Genomic DNA, 19,341 nt, shown 5'->3' with positions numbered 1-19,341 from the left:
TGATCCACCCTTTGCGGCGTCGTCGGAGCACGGCGCCGGAACCCCGGATTTCACGCTATCCAGAAGGAGCATGTCCATGATGAAAGGCCAACTCGCCGGGCTGATGAAGCAAGCCCAGCAGATGCAGGAAAACATGAAGAAGATGCAGGAGCAACTCGCGCAGATCGAAGTCGAGGGGCAGTCGGGCGCCGGTCTCGTCAAGGTGACGATGACCTGCAAGAACGACGTGCGCCGCGTGTCGATCGATCCGAGCCTGCTTGCCGACGACAAGGACATGCTGGAAGACCTCGTCGCCGCCGCGTTCAACGACGCCGTGCGCAAGGCCGAGGCGACCGCCCAGGAAAAGATGGGCGGCATGACCGCGGGCCTGCCGCTGCCGCCGGGCTTCAAGCTGCCGTTCTGAATCTGCTGTCACGAGGGCGAATGCCGCGGCGCCCGTCGCCGTGGCGTGCGCGCAGGCGCTGAGACGGCGCGCGACGTGTGCGGGCTGCGGGGACTGAAAGCATCCGCAGGCATCCGCCGCGCGAAAGGCGAGGCCGAACGTGCCGCCGCCGCGGACGTTGCGAACTTCAACGTCACCGTCGCGCCGAAGCACGCTTCGCGCGGCGCGCCCGCACCTCGATTCGCCCACCAGAGCCTCATCCACTTCGACGCCGATCCGCATGAAACAACCTTCCGCCCTGTCGGCGCTCGTCGAAGCGCTGCGTGTGCTGCCCGGTGTCGGGCCCAAGTCCGCGCAACGCATGGCGTATCACCTGATGCAGCACGATCGCGAAGGCGCCGAAAAACTCGGCCGCTCGCTGCTGTTCGCCACCGAGCATCTGCGCCACTGCGAAAAGTGCAACACGTTTACCGAAGCGCAGATCTGCGAGGTCTGCCTCGATGAAGAGCGCGATCCGTCGCTGCTGTGCGTCGTCGAAACGCCGGCCGACCAGATCATGCTCGAACAGACGATGACCTATCGCGGCCTTTACTTCGTGCTGATGGGGCGGCTCAGTCCGCTCGACGGCATCGGCCCGAAGGAGATTCATTTCGACCGGCTCGTGAAGCGCGCCTCGGATGGCGTCGTCAAGGAAGTCGTGCTCGCGACCAATTTCACCAACGAAGGCGAAGCCACCGCGCACTACCTCGGGCAGACGCTCAAGGCGCGCGGGCTTGCGGTCACGCGTCTCGCGCGCGGCGTGCCGGTCGGCGGCGAACTCGAATATGTCGACGCCGGCACGATCGCGCGCGCGATGCTCGATCGCCGTTCGATGTAGCGCGGCGCGGTTGTGCGGTTGTGCGATTGCTGTGGCGAAGCGCACTGCTTTTTGCCGTGATTCGCGTTGCCGCCAGCATGAGCAGTGCGAGCGTGAAGAGCGGGAGCAAGCCACGCCGCGGCGGCAACGAAAAGCGCGCGGCCCGACCGCGCACCGCGCGTTCGTCGCCGCGGTTTGACGCAGAGAGAAGATAAGGAGCCCCATGAGCGCCACCCCCGAAGCAGGCACGAGCGACTCGGCTGGACGCGAAGGCCAGACTCAAACCCAAGGTCCGCTCGCCGGCGTCAAGGTGCTCGAACTCGGCACGCTGATCGCCGGTCCGTTCGCCGCACGTTTTCTCGGCGAATTCGGCGCCGAGGTCATCAAGATCGAAGACCCGAAAGGCGGCGATCCGCTGCGCAAATGGCGCAAGCTGTATCCCGAAGTCGGCGGTACATCGCTGTGGTGGGCCGTGCAGGCGCGCAACAAGAAGTCCGTCACGATCAATCTGAAAGCCGAAGAGGGCAAGGAGATCGTGCGGCGGCTCGCGAAAGAGGCCGATATCGTCGTCGAGAATTTCCGCCCCGGGCTGCTCGAAAAGCTCGGGCTCGGTTATGACGTGCTCTCGGCCGAGAACCCCGGCCTCGTGATGGTGCGGCTGTCCGGTTACGGTCAGACCGGCCCGTATCGCGACCGGCCAGGCTTCGGCGCGATTGCGGAGTCGATGGGCGGGCTGCGCCATATCACCGGCTATCCGGATCTGCCGCCGCCGCGCATCGGCATTTCGATCGGCGATTCGATCGCGGCGCTGCATGGCGTGATCGGCGCGCTGATGGCGCTGCATCACAAGCAGGTGAACGGCGGCAAGGGGCAGGTCGTCGACGTCGCGCTGTACGAGGCCGTCTTCAACATGATGGAAAGCGTGGTGCCCGAGTACGGTGTGTACGGCATGGTGCGCGAGCGCACCGGCGCGTCGCTGCCAGGCATCGTGCCGTCGAACACGTATCCGTGCCGCGACGGCAGCATCGTGATCGGCGGCAATAGCGATCCGATCTTCAAGCGCCTGATGAGCGCGATCGAACGCGACGATCTCGCGAACGACCCGGCGCTCGCGCATAACGACGGCCGCGTGCCGCGCACCCAGGAGATCGACGCTGCGATTGCCGCGTGGCTCTCCACGCGCACGATCGACGAGGCGCTCGCGGTGCTCAACGCGGCCGACGTGCCGGTCGGGCGCATCTACAGCGTGGCCGATATGTTCGCCGATCCGCAGTTCATCGCGCGGCAGATGATCGAGCGTTTCAAGTGGCAGGACGGCCGCGAAATCACGCTGCCGGCGGTCACGCCGAAGCTCTCGGCGACGCCCGGCGAGACGCGCTGGCTCGGCCCCGCACTGGGTGAACATACCGATGAAGTCCTGCAATCGCTAGGTTATGATGCTGACGACATTGCAAGGCTGCACACGCAACAGATCGTTTGACGCGCACGCAACAGGCGAGACCAGAAGCAACACAATAAGCGACACGACAGGCGGCGCAAAGAACGCCATCACGACCGACGCCGGGAAAACCGGACAACAAAAATCTGGAGACAACAGACCATGCAACGCAGAACCTTCCTTGCCGGCGGCGTCGCGCTCGCGGGCGCCACGCTCGCCACCACGCCGCTTGCCTTTGCGCAGGGCAAGCCTGAAACCACGAAGGTGGCGATCGCGGTCGGCGGCAAGAACCTGTTCTACTACCTGCCGCTCACGATCGCCGAGCGCCGCAATTACTTCAAGGACGAAGGGCTCGAGGTCGAGATTTCCGATTTCGCCGGCGGTTCGCAGGCGCTGAAGGCGGCGGTCGGCGGCAGCGCGGACGTGGTCTCCGGCGCGTTCGAACACACGCTGCTGCTGCAGGCGCAAAAGCAGTTTTTCCGCGAATTCGTGCTGCAAGGGCGCGCGCCGCAAATCGTGCTCGCGGTGTCGAAGAAGACGATGCCGAACTACAAGTCGATCGCCGATCTGAAGGGCAAGAAGATCGGCGTGACCGCACCGGGTTCGTCGACGTCGATCATGGCGAGCTTCGTGCTCGCGAAAGCGGGGCTCAGTGCGAAGGACGTCGCGTTCATCGGCGTCGGCGCGGGCGCCGGCGCGATCGCCGCGATGCAGTCCGGGCAGATCGACGCGATCGCCAATCTCGATCCGGTCGTGACGCGCCTCGAGCGCGCGGGCGACGTGCGCGTCGTCTCGGATACGCGCACGCTTGCCGATACGCACAGCGTGTTCGGCGGTGATATGCCCGCTGGTTGTCTGTATGCGTCGCAGGCCTTCATCACGAAGAACCCGAACACGACCCAGGCGCTGACCAATGCGATGGTGCGCGCGCTCAAGTGGCTGCAGAACGCGAGTGGCAGCGAACTCATCAACACGGTGCCGGAGAGCTATCTGCTCGGCGACCGCGCGCTCTATCTCGACGCATGGCAGCACGTGCGCGAAGCGATGTCGCCCGACGGCCTGATGCCCGTCGACGGTCCCGCGACCTCGCTGAAGACGCTGAAGGCCTTCGATCCGGTCGTGCAGAACGCACAGATCGATCTGTCGAAGACCTGGACCAACGACTTCGTGAAGAAGGCGCTGGCGACCGTCAAGGCATAAACAGGGCGGCGTGCGAGCGCCTCGGGAGCGATCCGGATGGCATGGCGGGTTCTGTCCATGCCACTCCCGGAGCCTTCGCCGCCGCGACGCTCCGCCCGAACCTGAAACCCGACCGATCCCGATCCCCGAAGCGAGCCGAACGATGACCGTTGCCGCCCTTGCGCTGGAAAACATCACCTGCACGTTTGCCGCGCGCGATAACCGGGCGCAGCGCTACACGGCGGTCAAGGACACCACGCTGCGCATCGAGCCGGGCGAGTTCGTCTCGGTGGTCGGGCCGACCGGCTGCGGCAAGTCCACGCTGCTGAACGTCGGCGCGGGTCTGCTGCAACCGTCGGCGGGTGAAGTCAGCGTGTTCGGCGAAAAGCTCGATGGCCTGAACCGGCGCGCCGGCTACATGTTCCAGGCCGACGCGCTGATGCCGTGGCGCTCGGCGATCGACAACGTGATGGCCGGCCTGTCGTTTCGCGGCGAACCGGCGGCCGACGCGCGCGCGAAAGCCGACGAATGGTTAAAGCGCGTCGGTCTCGGCGGTTTCGGCGACCGCTATCCGCACCAGCTCTCGGGCGGCATGCGCAAGCGCGTCGCGATGGCGCAGACGCTGATACTCGATCCCGACATCATCCTGATGGACGAGCCGTTTTCCGCGCTCGACATTCAAACGCGCCAGCTCATGGAAAACGAGCTGCTCGATCTGTGGGCCGCGAAGCGCAAGGCGGTGCTCTTCATCACGCACGATCTCGACGAGGCGATCGCGATGTCGGACCGCGTCGTCGTGCTCTCGGCGGGACCGGGCACGCATCCGATCGGCGAATTCAGGATCGACCTGCCGCGTCCGCGCGACGTCGCCGAGATTCGCTCGCATCCGCGTTTCGTCGAACTGCATGCACAGATCTGGAGCGTGCTGCGCGACGAGGTGCTGAAGGGGTATCAGCAGCAAATGACCGCCGTATAAGCCTGCCGCGCAGGCGGCCATGCACATCGAAAAAGAAGACGCGTTCAACCATCGTCGAAGGCAAACCAAGTCATGTGGAAGACGTTGCGCCCGAGCCGGGCGAATCTGGTGATCTGGCAATGGCTGCTGCTCGTGCTGTGCTTCGTGCTCTGGTACGTGCTGACGAGCCCGACGCTCCTGCCGCCGTTCTATTTCGACGATCCGAACAAGGCCGCGTTCTTCTTCGGCGAGCCGCAGAAAGTGCTGCAACGGATCTGGGAGTGGTTCACGGGCGGCGAAATCTATCTGCATCTGTGGATCACGCTCGTCGAGACCGTGCTCGCGTTCGTGCTCGGCACCGCGCTCGGGCTCGGCGTCGGCCTGTGGCTCGCGCTCGCGCCGGTGGCGAGCGCGCTGTTCGATCCGTACGTGAAGGCCGCGAACTCGATGCCGCGCGTGATTCTCGCGCCGATCTTCGGCGTGTGGTTCGGCCTCGGCATCTGGTCGAAGGTCGCGCTCGGCGTCACGCTGGTGTTCTTTATCGTGTTCTTCAACGTCTATCAGGGCGTGAAGGAAGTGAGCCCGGTCGTGCTCGCGAACGCGCGCATGCTCGGCGCGAACCGCAAGCAGCTGCTGCGCTTCGTCTATCTGCCGAGCGCGATGAGCTGGGTGTTTTCGAGCTTGCATACGTCGGTCGGGCTCGCCTTCGTGGGGTCGGTGGTGGGCGAGTATCTCGGCTCGGCGCGCGGCGTCGGCTATCTGATCCTGCAGGCCGAGGGCACCTTCGACATCAACACCGTGTTCGCGGGGATTCTCGTATTGACCGCGTTTGCGCTGATTCTCGATGGGGGCGTCGGACTCGGCGAGCGGCGCCTGATGAAGTGGCAGCCGCGCACGGGGGATACCGAAAAACTGTGAGGGCAGGGTGGGTGTGTGAGGAGTGGGGCACCGCACCGCGCGCAAAAAAACGCGCCCGGCCAACACGCGCAAGGGCCGCCAAAAAAACAAACGGCGCGGAGTCTGACAACGTTGTTCAGTCTGCGCGCCGTTTTTCATGCTGCGTCACGGTGTAGCCAAGGCGTAGTTACGGCGTAATCACCACCTTGCCGATCACGCGACGCTCGGCCATGTCGCGCAACGCGCGGCCGGTGTCGTCGAGCGCATAGCGGGCCGACACATAGGGCTTCAACTTGCCTGCGCGAATCCAGCCGGTCATCTGCTCGAATGCCGCCTGATTGCGCTGCGGCTCACGCTTCGCGAAGTCGCCCCAGAACACGCCGACCACGCTCGCGCCCTTGAGCAGCATCAGATTGAGCGGCAGCTTCGGAATCTCGCCGTTCGCGAAACCGACCACGAGATAGCGTCCGCGCCAGCCGATGCTGCGAAACGCGGGCTCCGCATACACGCCGCCGACCGGGTCGTAGATCACGTCGGGACCCTTGCCGTCGGTGAGCGCCTTGATGCGCTCGCGCAGGTCTTCGCTCGCGTAGTTGATGGTCGCGTCCGCGCCGTGCTTCACGCAGGTCGCGAGCTTCTCGTCGCTCGACGCCGCCGCGATCACGCGCGCGCCGAGCGCCTTGCCGATCTCGACCGCCGCGAGCCCGACGCCGCCGGCCGCGCCGAGCACGAGCAGGGTCTCGTCCGCCTGCAACGCGCCGCGATCGACCACCGCGTGATGCGACGTGCCGTACGCGAGCGTGAAAGCCGCCGCGAGTTCGAACGGCACGTCGTCCTCGAGCGGCACGCAGGCCGCGGCCGGCGCGAGCGCCTGCTCGGCGAAGCCGCCCGAGCCCATGAACGCGGTCACGCGCGAGCCCGGCCTGAATTGCGTGACACCCGCCCCCACCGCACGCACCACGCCCGCGGCTTCAGAGCCCGGCGTGAACGGCAGCGGCGGCTTGAACTGGTATTTGTTCTCGATGATCAGCACGTCGGGGAAGTTGACGGCGGCGGCCTTGACGTCGATCACGACGTGACCGGGCGGCGCTTCGAGGTCCGGCAGGTTGTCGACGACCAGGCTCTCGGGCGGCCCGTATTGCTTGCAGCGAATCGCGCGCATCGTGTCTCCATCTCGGTTAGGGTTCGCAACGATTTTGAGTGTAAAACAATTCGCACGACCGTGCGATTTATTGCCGGGCAGTGCGCAAGGCCGGCGCGTTTCGCTTGCCACGCAAGCGCGCCGGTCATGTCGCTCGCGTGCCATCTTTCCTCGGTTACAATCGCCGCATGCGAATCCTACTCAGCAACGACGACGGTTATCTGGCGCCGGGCCTGGCCGCGCTCTACGAAGCGCTCAAGCCGATCGCGGACGTCACCGTCATGGCTCCCGAACAGAACTGCAGCGCCGCGTCGAATTCCCTGACGCTGTGGCGGCCGCTGTCGGTTCTGCGCTCCGCCAACGGTTTCTACTACGTGAACGGTACGCCGACCGACTCGGTGCACATTGCGCTGACGGGCATGCTCGACCACAAGCCGGACCTCGTCGTATCGGGCATCAACAACGGCCAGAACATGGGTGACGACACACTGTACTCGGGCACCGTCGCGGCGGCCACCGAGGGCATCATGTTCGGCGTGCCGGCCATCGCGTTTTCGCTTGTCGACAAAGACTGGGCGCATCTCGACGATGCGGCCCGCGTCGCCGCCGAAATCGTCGCGCATTATCTCGAGCGGCCGTTGCCGGGGCATCCGCTGCTGAACGTCAACATTCCTAACTTGCCGTACGAAGAACTGCGTGGCTGGCAGATCACGCGGCTCGGCAAGCGGCATCCGTCGCAGCCGGTGATCCGCGAGACCAACCCGCGCGGCGAGCCGATCTACTGGATCGGCCCATCGGGCAGCGCGCGCGACGCGAGCGAAGGCACCGATTTTCACGCGGTCGCCAACGGCGCCGTGTCGATCACGCCGCTGCAGCTCGATCTGACCTACACGCAAATGCTGTCCACGGCGCGCGACTGGCTGCGCGACGGCAGCGGCGCTTCATGACCAGCGAGCGCGCGAGGCGTTTTCCGCTCGGCCTCGAGGACCTGGTGCGCGAGCCGCGCCGTCCCGAAGGACGTCCCGGTGAAATGCGCGCGGCGGCGATCGCCGCCAGCGCGGCGCTGAACACGCGGCAGCAGTCGGCGAAACCGGCGCAGGGCGGCTCGGCGGCACGCGCGCAGGCGAGGGCGGCGACGGTTACGCAGACAGCGTCGCCGGCGCGGCCTCAGGTGATTCCCCAGGCGAAGACGCAAGGCGTTACGTCGGGCGCGTCCGTGGCGGGAAATGGTGCAATAGGTGCGATGGGGGCGATGGGGGCGACGCCGCCGAAACCGCAGGCCGCGCCGCTCGCGAGAACCACGGCGAACCCGTTGACGAATGCGTCGGCCGGTGCGCAAGCAAGGCCGTCGCCCAAACAGGCTGTAAAGCAGGCTGTGAAGCCGCGGGGCGTGCAGGCGGCGCAGGCCGTGCCGGTCAAGACGTCGCTGCAGGCGACTGGCCACGGTGCGCGCGCGACGCCAGCGCCTCTTCAGCCGCAGCAGCAAGCCGCGAAACCGGCGCCGCGCGCGAGCGAGCGCGGCAACGTGCCGAACGCCGCGCCGGGCAGCGCCATGAGCGGAACATTCGGCGGTGCGTTCGGTGGTGCAAGCAGCGGCGCGCAGAACAACGCATTGGCGTTGACCTCGGAACGGGTTCGCGAGCGCATGGTCGAACGCCTGCGTGCCAACGGCGTGACCGATCAGCGCGTACTGAATGCGATGGCGGCGGTGCCGCGCCACCTGTTCGTCGATCCGGGTCTCGCGGCCCAGGCCTACGAAGATGCGGCGTTACCGATCGGCCATCACCAGACCATCTCGAAGCCCTCGGTGGTCGCGCGCATGATCGAACTGGCCGCGGCCGGGCGCGCGCTGAACACCGTGCTCGAAATCGGCACCGGTTGCGGCTATCAGGCGGCCGTGCTGAGCCAGGCCGCGCGCGAGGTTTACTCGATCGAACGCATCAAGCCGTTGTCCGAACGCGCGAAGACGAATCTGCGTCCGCTGCGCATTCCGAATATCCGGCTGCATTACGGCGACGGGCGGCTCGGGTTGCCGTCGGCGGCGCCGTTCGACGCGATCGTGATCGCGGCGGCAGGGCTCGATGTGCCGCAGGCGCTGCTCGAACAGCTTGCAATCGGCGGGCGCCTGGTGGCGCCGGTCGGTTCGCAGGAAGGGCAAAGCCAGGTGCTGACGCTGGTCGAGCGCCTCGGGCCCGCGCAATGGCGCGAGTCGCGGCTTGATCGCGTTTTCTTTGTACCCTTAAAATCCGGAGTGATTTGACACCGATGAGTATGTTGCGCGCGATGCAGAGAACCACCCCGAATTCCCCCCTGACCGTCACCCAGCGCAGCGTGTGCGTGCTCGCCTTGTCCCTGTTGATGACGGCCTGCGCCTCGCGGCTCGACCAGGCGCCCGTCGTCGACCGCTCCGGCGGCGGCGTGCTCGCCACGGCGCCGGGCGCGGCGTCGCAGCCGGCCGTGCCGCTCGGTCCGCCGCCGCCTGGCTACTATCGCGTGAAGCCGGGCGACACGCTATACCGGATCGCGCTCGAAAACGGCCAGAATTACCGCGATATTTCGGCGTGGAATAATTTGACCAATCCGAATCAGATCGAGGTCGACCAGTTGCTGCGCGTCGTGCCGCCGGGTGCGAATGCCGCGGCCATGACACCGGGTGTGGCGACCGCGCCGATCGGCGGCACGGGTGCGGTGCAGAGCGAGCCGCTCAACAACAACGCGCCGGCCGCGGTCGGCGCCGCGATGCCGCCGCTCTACGGCGCGGCGACCGGCGGCGCGAGCACGAATGGCGCAACGGTGCCGGCCAATCCGGCTGCGGCACCCGACACGGGCAGCGCTGCCGCGGGTAACGTCGCGTTCGCATGGCCGGTGCGCGGTCCGCTGCTCAACACGTTCAACGACTCGACCAACAAGGGCGTCAATATCGGCGGCACGGCGGGCGAGCCGGTGAAAGCGTCGGCGGACGGCCGTGTCGTCTATGCCGGAAATGGGCTGCGTGGTTACGGCAATCTCATTATCATCAAGCATGATGCAACTTATCTCACCGCGTATGCACACAACCGCGCTTTGATGGTAAAAGAGGGGGACGCGGTGACGAAAGGGCAGAAGATCGCTGAGATGGGCAATAGCGATTCCGACCGCGTGATGTTGCATTTCGAAGTTCGCCGGCAGGGCAAACCTGTCGACCCACTGAAGTATTTGCCGCCGCAATAAGCGATACGACCATGCCGAAATCGAAGCGCCGCCCGCCGCAAGCCGAGTCTGAGAAGATCAGCAAAGCCACGTCCGCCGCAGCGGACGAAAGCGGCGCTTCGGAAGTGGAAGAAGAGATCGTCGAAGAGCGCGATCTCGACGAGAACGAAACCGCCGACACACGCGAAGGCTCGAGCGGCGCGGCACCCGACGCCGACGATTTCCGCGCCCTGCTGCAGGCCGAGCTGACGGCCGACACGATCCAGCACTATCTGAACCGCATCAGCGTGAAGCCGCTGCTCACCGTCGAGGAAGAGCAGAAATATTCGCGTCTTGCCAAGGCCGGCGAATTCGAGGCGCGCCAGGTGATGATCGAGCGCAATCTGCGGCTCGTCGTCAGCATTGCCAAGGGTTATCTGAATCGCGGCGTGCCGCTGCTCGATCTGATCGAAGAGGGCAACCTCGGCCTCATGCACGCGATCGAGAAATTCGATCCGACGCGCGGCTTCCGCTTCTCGACTTACGCGACGTGGTGGATTCGCCAGAGCATCGAGCGCGCGATCATGAACCAGGCGCGCACGGTGCGATTACCGGTGCACGTGATTCGTGAGCTCAACCAGGTGCTGCGCGCGAAGCGCCATCTCGAGAAGAATTCGATGAATTCCGGCGAGGCCGCCGAGCGTCGCGACGCCAGCATCGACGACATCGCCTACCTGACCGGCAAAACCAGCGACGAAGTGACCGACATCCTCGCGCTGAACGAGCACACGGCCTCGCTCGATGCACCGCTCGATCTCGATCCGGCGAGCAGCCTGCTCGATCTGCTGTCCGACGATCAAAGCCAGTCGCCCGATGCGGAGGTGCAGCATCGCGAGCTCGAAACGCTGACGCGCGCGTGGCTCGCGCGTCTGTCGGACAAGCACCGCCATGTGATCGAACGGCGCTTCGGCCTCAATCACATTGAACCCGCCACGCTCGAAGAGCTGGCCGACGAAATGGGCCTCACGCGCGAGCGTGTGCGCCAGATCCAACAGGAAGCGCTGGTGCGTCTGAAGCGCTTCTTCGCCTCCAACGGTGTCCGCAAGGACGCCGTTCTGTAATCTGATGACACCGATTCTTGTTTTCGACATCGAGACGATTCCCGATGTCGCCGGCATCCGCCGTCTCGAAGATTTACCCGCCTCGATGAGCGACGCCGAAGTCGCCGAGCACGCGTTCGCCGCGCGTCGCGAAAAAACCGGCAGCGATTTCCTGCCGCATCATCTGCAACGGGTCGCGGCGATTTCCTGCGTGTTCCGCGACAGCAACGGCTTTCGCGTGCGCTCGCTCGGCACGCCCGAGGACGGCGAGGCAACGCTCGTGCAGTCGTTCTATCGCGTGATCGAGAAGTACACGCCGCAACTCGTGTCGTGGAACGGCGGCGGCTTCGATCTGCCGGTGCTCAACTATCGCGCGCTCGTCAACGGCATTCCCGCGTACCGCTTCTGGGACGTCGGCGAGGACGACCGCGAGTTCAAGTGGAACAACTACCTCAGCCGCTACCACGCGCGCCATACCGATCTGATGGACGTGCTGGCGATGTACCAGGCACGCGCCAACGCGCCGCTCGACGCGCTCGCGAAGATGTGCGGTTTTCCGGGCAAGATGGGCATGGACGGCAGCCAGGTGTGGCAGGCGTTCCAGGAAGGGCGCATCGAGGAAATCCGCAACTACTGTGAGACCGACGTCGTCAACACGTACCTGCTGTATTGCCGTTTCCAGTTGATGCGCGGCGGCTTCTCGCCGTCGGAGTATGCTGACGAGATCAATCTCGTGAAGAACGCGCTCGCGCTCGAAACTGCGCCGCAGTGGGCCGAGTATCTGGCGGCGTTCGAGCAGTGAGCCGCCGCGCGCGGTTGGGTGGGCGCATCGAGTCGGCGTGTTGCGGCTGGGAGGAAGACGTGCGGGTCCGGTTGCCGCGGTAATTCGGCCTCGGCTCTTTGCGGCGCACGCGGCCGAGTCGCGTACGATCGCAGGCAAGCCCGGCGCTTCGTCTACAATCTCGCCTTTCCCCACAGTTTGTCAGGAAGTCGCAGGTGTCCCGAACTGCCCCCCAACGTCGCGCGCCGCGGCGCTCATCGAAGCATGCCAAGGCGCCGGCCCCGACGCCGGCGCTCGTCATTACCGGCAACGAGCCGGTCATCGAAATCGTTTCGCTCGATATGGAAGCGCGCGGCGTGGGCCGCACCGACAGCGAAGACGGCACGCCAGGCAAGGTGATCTTCGTCGAAGGCGCGTTGCCGGGCGAGCGCGTTAGCTATACGACGCATCGCAGCAAGCCGAAATTCGAGCAGGCCGAAGTCGTGCAGGTGTTCCGCGAGAGCGCGATGCGCACCACGCCCCAATGCCGCCACTTCGACATTTGCGGCGGCTGTTCGATGCAGCATCTCGACGTGCGCGCGCAGGTCGCGGTCAAGCAACGCGTGCTTGAAGACAACCTGCAGCGCCTCGCGAAGCTGCGCCCTGAAACCGTGTTCCGGCCGATTCACGGGCCGTCTTGGGGTTATCGCTATCGCGCGCGTCTGGCCGTGCGTTATCTGCCGGAAAAGGGCGGTATGCGCATCGGCTTTCACGAGAAGAAGAGCAGCTATATCGCGGACATGAAAACCTGCGAGGTGCTGCCGCGGCATGTGTCGGCCATGCTGATGCCGCTGCGCTTCATGGTGCGCAAGCTGTCGATCTACGACCGCATGCCGCAGATCGAACTCGCGGTCGGCTCGTCGGTCACGGCGCTCGTCGTGCGCAACCTCGAACCGCTCACCGCCGCCGACGAACAGGTGCTGCGCGATTTCGCCGACGAGCACAAGGTGCAGTTCTGGATTCAGCCGGGCGGCCCGGACACAGTCACGCCGCTCTATCCGCTCGACGCGCAGCTCGACTACACGCTGCCCGAATACGGCATCCGCATGCCGTTCAAGCCGACCGACTTCACGCAGGTCAATCACGCGATCAACCGCGTGCTCGTGAGCCGCGCGTTGCGCCTGCTCGCGCCGGCGCGCACTGATCGCGTGCTCGATCTGTTCTGCGGAATCGGCAACTTCACGCTGCCGCTCGCGCGGCTTGCGCGGGAAGTGGTCGGTATCGAGGGCAGCGAGGTGCTGACCGGGCGCGCGCTCGCGAACGCCGAGCTGAACGGCGTCGCGGGGCATACGTCGTTTGCGTGCCGCAATCTGTTCGAAGTGACCGCCGACGACCTGCGCGCGCTCGGCCACTTCGACAAGTTCCTGCTCGATCCGCCGCGCGAAGGCGCGCTCGCGGTCGCGAAGGCGCTCGCGGAGATCGCGCAGAGCGGCAATGGACCGCTGCCGAAGCGCATCGTCTACGTGTCGTGCGCGCCGGCTACGCTCGCGCGCGATGCGGGCCTGCTCGTGCACGAAGCCGGCTATCGGCTCGTTGGGGCGGGTGTCGTGAACATGTTCCCGCACACGTCGCACGTGGAGTCGATTGCGTTGTTCGAGCGGGATTGAGGGGGAGCGCGCGACGCCCGCGGCCAGGCGGCGGGCGTCGCGTGTCAGTGCGCATGCAGACACGTTGACGTGCGGATGCGCGGGCATAAAAAACGCCACGACTTTCAGGTCGTGGCGTTTTTTATTTCAGAGGCTGAATGTATTCAGCGGGCGGCAAAGCTCAGCAAAGTTAGCTTAGAACTGCCACCACGACTTCTGCGTGCCCGGCCGCGCGTGGCCCGTGATGTACGGGCTGTCCGGGAACGTGCCCGCGAGCACGCGGCGCGTGTCGTCGGCCAGTTGCGGCTGGTTCAGCTTTTCGTACGACAGCATCATGATGTGCAGCGCGTCTTCGATGGCCGGCGCGTTCTTGTATTCGTGCAGCGCGAGTTGCGCGCGGTTGATTGCCGCGACATAGGCGCCGCGACGGTAGTAGTAGTCCGCCGCGTGGACTTCGTGCGACGCCAGCGCGTTCACGATATAGCGCATGCGTTGCGCCGCGTCCGGTGCGTACTTGCTGTTCGGGAACCGGTCCACCACGACCTTGAACGCGTCATACGATTCGCGGAGCGACTTCGGATCGCGCTCGCTCATGTCCTGGCCCGAGAAGCGGCCGAACAGACCGAGGTCGTCGTTGAAGTGGATCATGCCTTTCAGGTAGTACGCGTAGGCGATGTCCGGGTGATCCGGGTGCAGCTGGATGAAGCGGTCGATGGCCTGGTCGGCGGCGGCGTCTTCGTTGTCTTTCCAGTTGCAGTATGCGACGTTGATCTGCGCCTGCTGCGCGAAGTGGCCGAACGGGTCGCGGCCCTCGAGCATTTCGAAGTATTTCGCGCACTTGCCGAAGTCACCGCCGGTCAGGGCGTCGTTCGCCTCCGTATATAATTTGTTGTTGTTCCACGTTGCCGTTTCGTCGGTCTTCTCCGGCAGGCCGTGGCAAGCCGCAATAGCGACGACGGCCGCGGCGCACGCAACGTATCCGGCCACTTTCCGGGCCGCCTTCTTGATGGCCGCCAAATTGAGCGCCGCTGCTTCAGTGATGGTGTTCAAGGCTCGCATTTTCCAGTCTAGCTTTACGTCCAGGTGACCCAGACTCAATGACCCGCTCAAATACTCCAGGCACCGCAGGCGCCGGGAATAGCAACGAAGATTATAGCGTAAGCGCCGACCCCGCCGACGCGTTGGGCGTCGATTCGCTCGACGACGATTTTGCTGTCGACGCGCCCGCCGCAAGCCATTCGCAAGAAGCCGCCGCGAGCCCGGCGGCGCCGGTGCCGGGCCGCATCGCCGACGAAAGCCCGCGCCAGGTTGTGGTGCCCGACGAACTGGCCGGCGAGCGGCTCGACAAGGTGCTCGCCAAAGTGTTTCCGGAATTTTCGCGCAGCCGTCTGCAAAGCTGGATCGAAGCCGGGCGCGTGCGCGTCGACGGCAAGCCGGCGAAGATTCGCCAGCCGGTGCCGCTCGGCGCCACGATCGAGCTCGTGCCCGACCTGCTGCCCGAGCAGCTCGCCTTCACACCCGAGCCGGTGCCGCTCGAAATCGTCTACGAGGACGACACGCTCGTCGTCATCAACAAGCCGGCCGGCATGGTCGTGCATCCGGCCGCCGGCAACTGGAGCGGCACCGTGCTCAACGGTCTGCTGCATCGCTATGGCGAAGCCGCGGCCGGCCTGCCGCGCGCGGGCATCGTGCACCGGCTCGACAAGGAGACCTCGGGGCTCATGGTGGTCGCGCGCACGCTCGAGGCGCAGACCGACCTCGTGCGCCAGTTGCAGGCGCGCACGGTCAAGCGCCGCTATCTCGCGCTCGTGTGGGGCAACATGCCCGAGGACGGCACGATCGACGCGCCGATCGGCCGCGATCCGCGCGAGCGCACGCGCATGGCCGTGGTGACGGGCGCGGCCGGCAAGCCGGCGCGCACGCATTTCCGCCGCGTCGACGCGGCGATCTGGCAGCGGCAGCCGGTCACGGCGATTCACTGCGATCTCGAAACCGGCCGCACGCACCAGATTCGCGTGCATTGCGCGCACGTCGGCCATCCGCTGCTCGGCGACCCCGTGTATGGACGCGCGCGCGGCAAGCGTTCGGTTACGCCGCTGCCGGGCGGCTTCGCGCGCCAGGCGCTGCATGCATGGCGGCTCGGGCTGATTCATCCGAAGACGGGCCGCTCGATGCAGTGGCGCGCCGAGGTGCCGGCCGACATCGCGGCGCTGTCCGAGGCGCTCGGCCTCGGTCGCGACGACGCGGGCGAGTTCGACGACGCGTACTACGAGGATGAGGACTACGACGCATCGTCCGCCGACGCCGATTACGATGAAGATCACGACGGCGACGCCGACCCCGAAGATCACGACGCCAACGACGCCAACGACGCCAACGAGGCCCACGAGGCCCACGACGAGGACGATCCCACATGAACGCAGCTTTGCCGGAACTGGATTTCGCCGATGTCGTGCAACCCGCATGGAACGTCTCGCCGCGCGTGCGCGCGCTCGTCACCACCCGCAACGGCGGCGTGAGCGACGCGCCATTCGGCCGCTGGCGGGATGGCGCGGACCAGCCCGGCGGCCTCAACCTCGGCATGAAATCCGGTGACGATCCGGCCGCGGTCGCGAGCAATCGCGCGCGGCTGCTCGCGCTTGCCGGCGTTCGCGAAGCCGCGTGGCTCGAACAGATCCACGGCGCCGGCATCGTGCGCGCCGAGGACGTGCTCGCGCAGACTCACGCGGACGGCACGCCGACGCGCGCCGACGCGAGCGTCACCGATCGCGCGGGCACCGTCTGCGTCGTGCTGGTTGCCGATTGCATGCCGGTGCTGCTGTGCGACGCAGCGGGCCGCGCGGTCGGCGCCGCGCATGCGGGCTGGCGCGGCCTCGCGGCCGGCATCGTCGAGCAGACCGCGCAGCGCGTCGCGGCGCTCGCGGGCGTGGAAGCGGGCGCGCTGCATGCGTGCCTCGGGCCGTCGATCGGGCCGGACGCATTCGAAGTCGGCCCCGACGTGCGCGACGCGTTCATGGATGGCGTCGAGGGCGCGCAGCGCGACGCCACCGCGCATGCGTTCGTCGCGCATCCGGCGAACCCCGGCAAATATCTCGCCGATCTGCCGGCACTCGCGCGCCTGCGTCTGCAAGGCCTCGGCGTCACGCATATCAGCGGCGGCGATCTCTGCACGGTCACGCAACGCGAACGTTTCTATTCGTATCGCCGCGATCGTGAAACCGGCCGCATGGCCGCGCTGATCTGGCTCGACGCTCACGCGCAAGGCCTCGCCGACTGACGCATGCGCCGCGTGTCGAGGCGCGACGTGCGCGCGGCGTCTCGTCAGACGTTTGGCGATCAAGCAATCATTGGGCAATCGCATTGGGCAATCGTTAAGCCATTCATGCATGGGGTCCATGCCGGCATGAAGCCGCGCGCCATGCGGCAGACCTCGTGCGGACGCGGGCGCGAACGCTATCCGCTCGGGACGCCGGGCCATTTTGCTGCGCTGCCGGAAGGTCGGGCGGCAGCGTAAATCGCCGGCGGGAAATGTCCGCGGTCGCAGGTCTCGAGCGCCTTGAAAAGCCATGCGTCGCGGGTGCTTTTTCGATTCGTCGCGACGCCGCCCGGCGGCTCGTCAAAGCGTGATTTGTCACACAGGGAAAACGATAATTAAAAAAGTATCGCACTGCGGCAAAATCGGGAACAAGCATTGACATGCCTTGTGATGGGGAGCAAGAATGTTCCTCCCAAGCTCCTCGTCGTATATGGGACAGGGCGTGACGGATTCGCGAGCAATCGCCATGCGCGCACGAACCTGCCTCTCAACCCGTCCGCAAGGACTTACCGGTCAAAAGCAGGTATGGCTGCCTCTCATTCCTCAGATTCCCACAGCACGGACTCCTCGAAGGAGCAAACGCAGCAGGCCGGTACGAGCGGTGCATCGCCAGCCGCAGGCATGCAGCAGTTTTTCGATGCCTGGATGAACGCGTGGCGTTCGTTCGGCGTGCCGCCCGGCGGTGCGCCATTCCAGGTTCCTCCCGTGCAGATGCCCAACGTCGCGCAGATGGGTTTCCCGCCGATGCCGTCGTTTCCGGGCATGCCCGACTTCAGCAAGCTGGCCGCGGGCGCGATGCCGTCGCTGCCGCCGTTTCCGGCGCTGAACCTTCCTCCCGCCGCGATTCCACCGGAGCGCTTGCAGAAGCTGCAAGCCGACTATTCGCGCGAGGCGATGGAGCTGATCCAGCAGGCCACTACGTCGTCCAGCAAGGCGCCCGAACTCAAGGACCGGCGCTTTAGCGCGGACGCATGGAGCGAGACGCCGGCCTATGCGTTTACCGCCGCGTGGTATCTGCTGAACGCGCGCTATCTGCAGGAGATGGCCGACGCGCTCGACACCGAGCCGAAGATGCGCGAGCGCATCCGCTTCGCGGTCCAGCAGTGGACCGCGGCCGCTTCGCCGAGCAACTTCTTCGCGCTGAATCCCGAAGCGCAGAAAACGCTGCTCGACAGCAAGGGCGAGAGCCTGCGCCAGGGCGTGATGAACCTGCTCGGCGACATGCAGCGCGGCAAGATTTCCCAAACCGACGAATCGCGTTTCGCCGTGGGCGAGAACCTCGCGAACACCGAAGGCTCGGTCGTGTTCGAGAACGATCTGCTACAGCTGATCCAGTACAAGCCGCGCACGCCGACCGTGCGCGAGCGGCCGCTCCTGATCGTGCCGCCGTGCATCAACAAGTTCTACATTCTCGACCTGCAACCCGAAAACTCGCTCGTCGCGCATGGGCTCGAATCGGGTCACCAGGTGTTCCTGATTTCGTGGCGCAACGCAGATCAATCGGTCGCCAACAAGTCGTGGGACGACTACATCGGCGAGGGCGTGCTGGCCGCGATCGAGACCGTGCGCAAGATCAGCGGCCGCGAGCAGATCAACACGCTCGGCTTCTGCGTCGGCGGCACGATGCTCGCCACCGCGCTCGCGGTGGCCGCGGCGCGCGGCGAACATCCGGCCGCCTCGCTGACGCTGCTCACCGCGATGCTCGACTTCTCCGACACGGGCGTGCTCGACGTGTTCGTCGACGAGGCGCACGTGCAGATGCGCGAGCAGACCATCGGCGGCAAGAACGGTGCGCCGCCGGGACTGATGCGCGGCATCGAGTTCGCCAACACGTTCTCGTTCCTGCGCCCGAACGACCTCGTATGGAACTACGTGGTCGACAACTACCTGAAGGGCCGCACGCCGGTGCCGTTCGACCTGCTGTACTGGAACAGCGACTCGACCAGTCTGCCGGGGCCGATGTACTGCTGGTATCTGCGCAACACGTACCTCGAGAACAAGCTGCGCGAGCCCGGTGCGTTGACCACCTGCGGCGAGCCGGTCGATCTGTCGAAGATCGATGTGCCGACCTTCATCTACGGTTCGCGCGAAGACCATATCGTGCCGTGGCAAACCGCCTATGCGTCGGTGCCGCTGCTGTCCGGGCCGCTGAAGTTCGTGCTCGGCGCGTCGGGCCACATCGCTGGCGTGATCAATCCGCCCGCGAAGAAAAAGCGCAGCTTCTGGCGCCTCGAAACCGAAGAGAAGATGCTGCCGGAAACCGCCAACGAGTGGTTCGACGCCGCGACCGAAGTGCCCGGCAGCTGGTGGCCCGAATGGACCGCATGGCTCGATCAGCACGGCGGCCGGAAGGTGAAGCCGCGCGCCTCGGCCGGCTCCGACGAGTTCCCGGTGATCGAGCCGGCGCCCGGCCGCTACGTGCGGCAACGGGAATAGGTCCGACGCGCCGTGATGTCGAACACGGCGCGCGGTCGTGCGGTGTGTGGGTGTGGCTGGTCAATGA

At 65.9% G+C, this 19,341-nt stretch carries 17 protein-coding genes; 15 read left to right on the top strand and 2 right to left on the bottom strand.

Going from position 1 to position 19,341, the window contains the following annotated elements; all coding sequences use genetic code 11:
- Positions 1-76: 76 nt before the first annotated feature.
- The 6 genes from F3J19_RS05205 to F3J19_RS05180 all read left to right on the top strand — a co-directional run bounded on the left by F3J19_RS05205 (position 77) and on the right by F3J19_RS05180 (position 5,728).
- Positions 77-403: a YbaB/EbfC family nucleoid-associated protein gene (locus tag F3J19_RS05205; protein WP_008923976.1), complete on the top strand. Its 327-nt coding sequence runs from the start codon at positions 77-79 to the stop codon at positions 401-403.
- 259 nt (positions 404-662) lie between these two features.
- Positions 663-1,259 carry a recombination mediator RecR gene (gene recR, locus F3J19_RS05200; RefSeq protein WP_013089345.1) on the top strand — a complete coding sequence of 199 codons (597 nt, stop codon included), beginning with the start codon at positions 663-665 and terminating at the stop codon, positions 1,257-1,259.
- Between the two features lie 202 nt (positions 1,260-1,461).
- Positions 1,462-2,718: a CaiB/BaiF CoA-transferase family protein gene (locus F3J19_RS05195; RefSeq protein ID WP_167038479.1), complete on the top strand. Its 1,257-nt coding sequence runs from the start codon at positions 1,462-1,464 to the stop codon at positions 2,716-2,718.
- Positions 2,719-2,838: 120 nt separating this feature from the next.
- Positions 2,839-3,876, top strand: a complete 1,038-nt coding sequence (locus tag F3J19_RS05190; RefSeq protein ID WP_167038477.1) for an ABC transporter substrate-binding protein — start codon at positions 2,839-2,841, stop codon at positions 3,874-3,876.
- A 142-nt stretch (positions 3,877-4,018) separates the two neighbouring features.
- Positions 4,019-4,831 carry an ABC transporter ATP-binding protein gene (locus F3J19_RS05185; protein ID WP_167038475.1) on the top strand — a complete coding sequence of 271 codons (813 nt, stop codon included), beginning with the start codon at positions 4,019-4,021 and terminating at the stop codon, positions 4,829-4,831.
- Positions 4,832-4,903: 72 nt separating this feature from the next.
- Entirely contained in the window at positions 4,904-5,728 is an 825-nt protein-coding gene (locus tag F3J19_RS05180) for an ABC transporter permease (RefSeq protein WP_167038473.1), read from the top strand.
- 166 nt (positions 5,729-5,894) lie between these two features.
- Here the strand turns inward: F3J19_RS05180 and F3J19_RS05175 are convergent, their stop codons facing one another.
- Positions 5,895-6,869 carry an NADPH:quinone oxidoreductase family protein gene (locus F3J19_RS05175; RefSeq protein ID WP_167038470.1) on the bottom strand — a complete coding sequence of 325 codons (975 nt, stop codon included), beginning with the start codon at positions 6,867-6,869 and terminating at the stop codon, positions 5,895-5,897.
- A 167-nt stretch (positions 6,870-7,036) separates the two neighbouring features.
- Between F3J19_RS05175 and surE the strand changes: the two genes are divergently transcribed.
- The 6 genes from surE (at position 7,037) to rlmD (ending at position 13,543) form a co-directional block, all read left to right on the top strand.
- The gene (surE, locus tag F3J19_RS05170; RefSeq protein WP_167038468.1) at positions 7,037-7,795 is read left to right on the top strand and encodes a 5'/3'-nucleotidase SurE; all 759 of its coding nucleotides are present in this window, start codon (positions 7,037-7,039) and stop codon (positions 7,793-7,795) included.
- Positions 7,792-9,108 (top strand): protein-L-isoaspartate(D-aspartate) O-methyltransferase, encoded by a 1,317-nt coding sequence (locus F3J19_RS05165; RefSeq protein WP_167038466.1) that lies wholly within the window; start codon positions 7,792-7,794, stop codon positions 9,106-9,108. Before surE ends, F3J19_RS05165 begins: the two co-directional genes overlap by 4 nt.
- A 5-nt stretch (positions 9,109-9,113) precedes the next feature.
- On the top strand, positions 9,114-10,058 hold the full coding sequence (locus F3J19_RS05160; RefSeq protein WP_167038464.1) for a peptidoglycan DD-metalloendopeptidase family protein: 945 nt from the start codon (positions 9,114-9,116) through the stop codon (positions 10,056-10,058).
- An 11-nt stretch (positions 10,059-10,069) separates the two neighbouring features.
- Positions 10,070-11,137 carry an RNA polymerase sigma factor RpoS gene (gene rpoS / locus F3J19_RS05155; RefSeq protein WP_167038462.1) on the top strand — a complete coding sequence of 356 codons (1,068 nt, stop codon included), beginning with the start codon at positions 10,070-10,072 and terminating at the stop codon, positions 11,135-11,137.
- Between the two features lie 4 nt (positions 11,138-11,141).
- Positions 11,142-11,918: a 3'-5' exonuclease gene (locus F3J19_RS05150; protein WP_167038460.1), complete on the top strand. Its 777-nt coding sequence runs from the start codon at positions 11,142-11,144 to the stop codon at positions 11,916-11,918.
- A 194-nt stretch (positions 11,919-12,112) separates the two neighbouring features.
- A complete protein-coding gene (gene rlmD, locus F3J19_RS05145) occupies positions 12,113-13,543 on the top strand; it encodes a 23S rRNA (uracil(1939)-C(5))-methyltransferase RlmD (RefSeq protein WP_167038458.1) in 1,431 nt (476 codons plus the stop codon).
- A gap of 174 nt (positions 13,544-13,717) precedes the next feature.
- On the opposite strand, the gene F3J19_RS05140 is transcribed toward rlmD, so the two are convergent.
- Positions 13,718-14,581, bottom strand: coding sequence for an outer membrane protein assembly factor BamD (locus F3J19_RS05140; RefSeq protein ID WP_167038456.1), 864 nt, complete (start codon positions 14,579-14,581; stop codon positions 13,718-13,720).
- A gap of 38 nt (positions 14,582-14,619) precedes the next feature.
- Here F3J19_RS05140 and F3J19_RS05135 point away from each other — a divergent pair, with 38 nt between their 5' ends.
- The 3 genes from F3J19_RS05135 (at position 14,620) to phaC (ending at position 19,274) form a co-directional block, all read left to right on the top strand.
- A complete protein-coding gene (locus F3J19_RS05135; protein WP_167038454.1) occupies positions 14,620-15,939 on the top strand; it encodes an RluA family pseudouridine synthase in 1,320 nt (439 codons plus the stop codon).
- Positions 15,936-16,799 (top strand): peptidoglycan editing factor PgeF, encoded by an 864-nt coding sequence (pgeF, locus tag F3J19_RS05130; RefSeq protein WP_167038452.1) that lies wholly within the window; start codon positions 15,936-15,938, stop codon positions 16,797-16,799. Before F3J19_RS05135 ends, pgeF begins: the two co-directional genes overlap by 4 nt.
- Positions 16,800-17,459: 660 nt before the next feature.
- On the top strand, positions 17,460-19,274 hold the full coding sequence (gene phaC, locus F3J19_RS05125; RefSeq protein ID WP_167038450.1) for a class I poly(R)-hydroxyalkanoic acid synthase: 1,815 nt from the start codon (positions 17,460-17,462) through the stop codon (positions 19,272-19,274).
- The last annotated feature ends 67 nt before the right edge of the window (positions 19,275-19,341 follow it).

It is taken from the genome of Burkholderia sp. Ax-1724, assembly GCF_011752995.1.
Lineage (GTDB): Bacteria > Pseudomonadota > Gammaproteobacteria > Burkholderiales > Burkholderiaceae > Paraburkholderia.
Note: the sequence above shows the minus strand (reverse complement) of the source record. Positions and strands in the feature narration are given on the sequence as shown.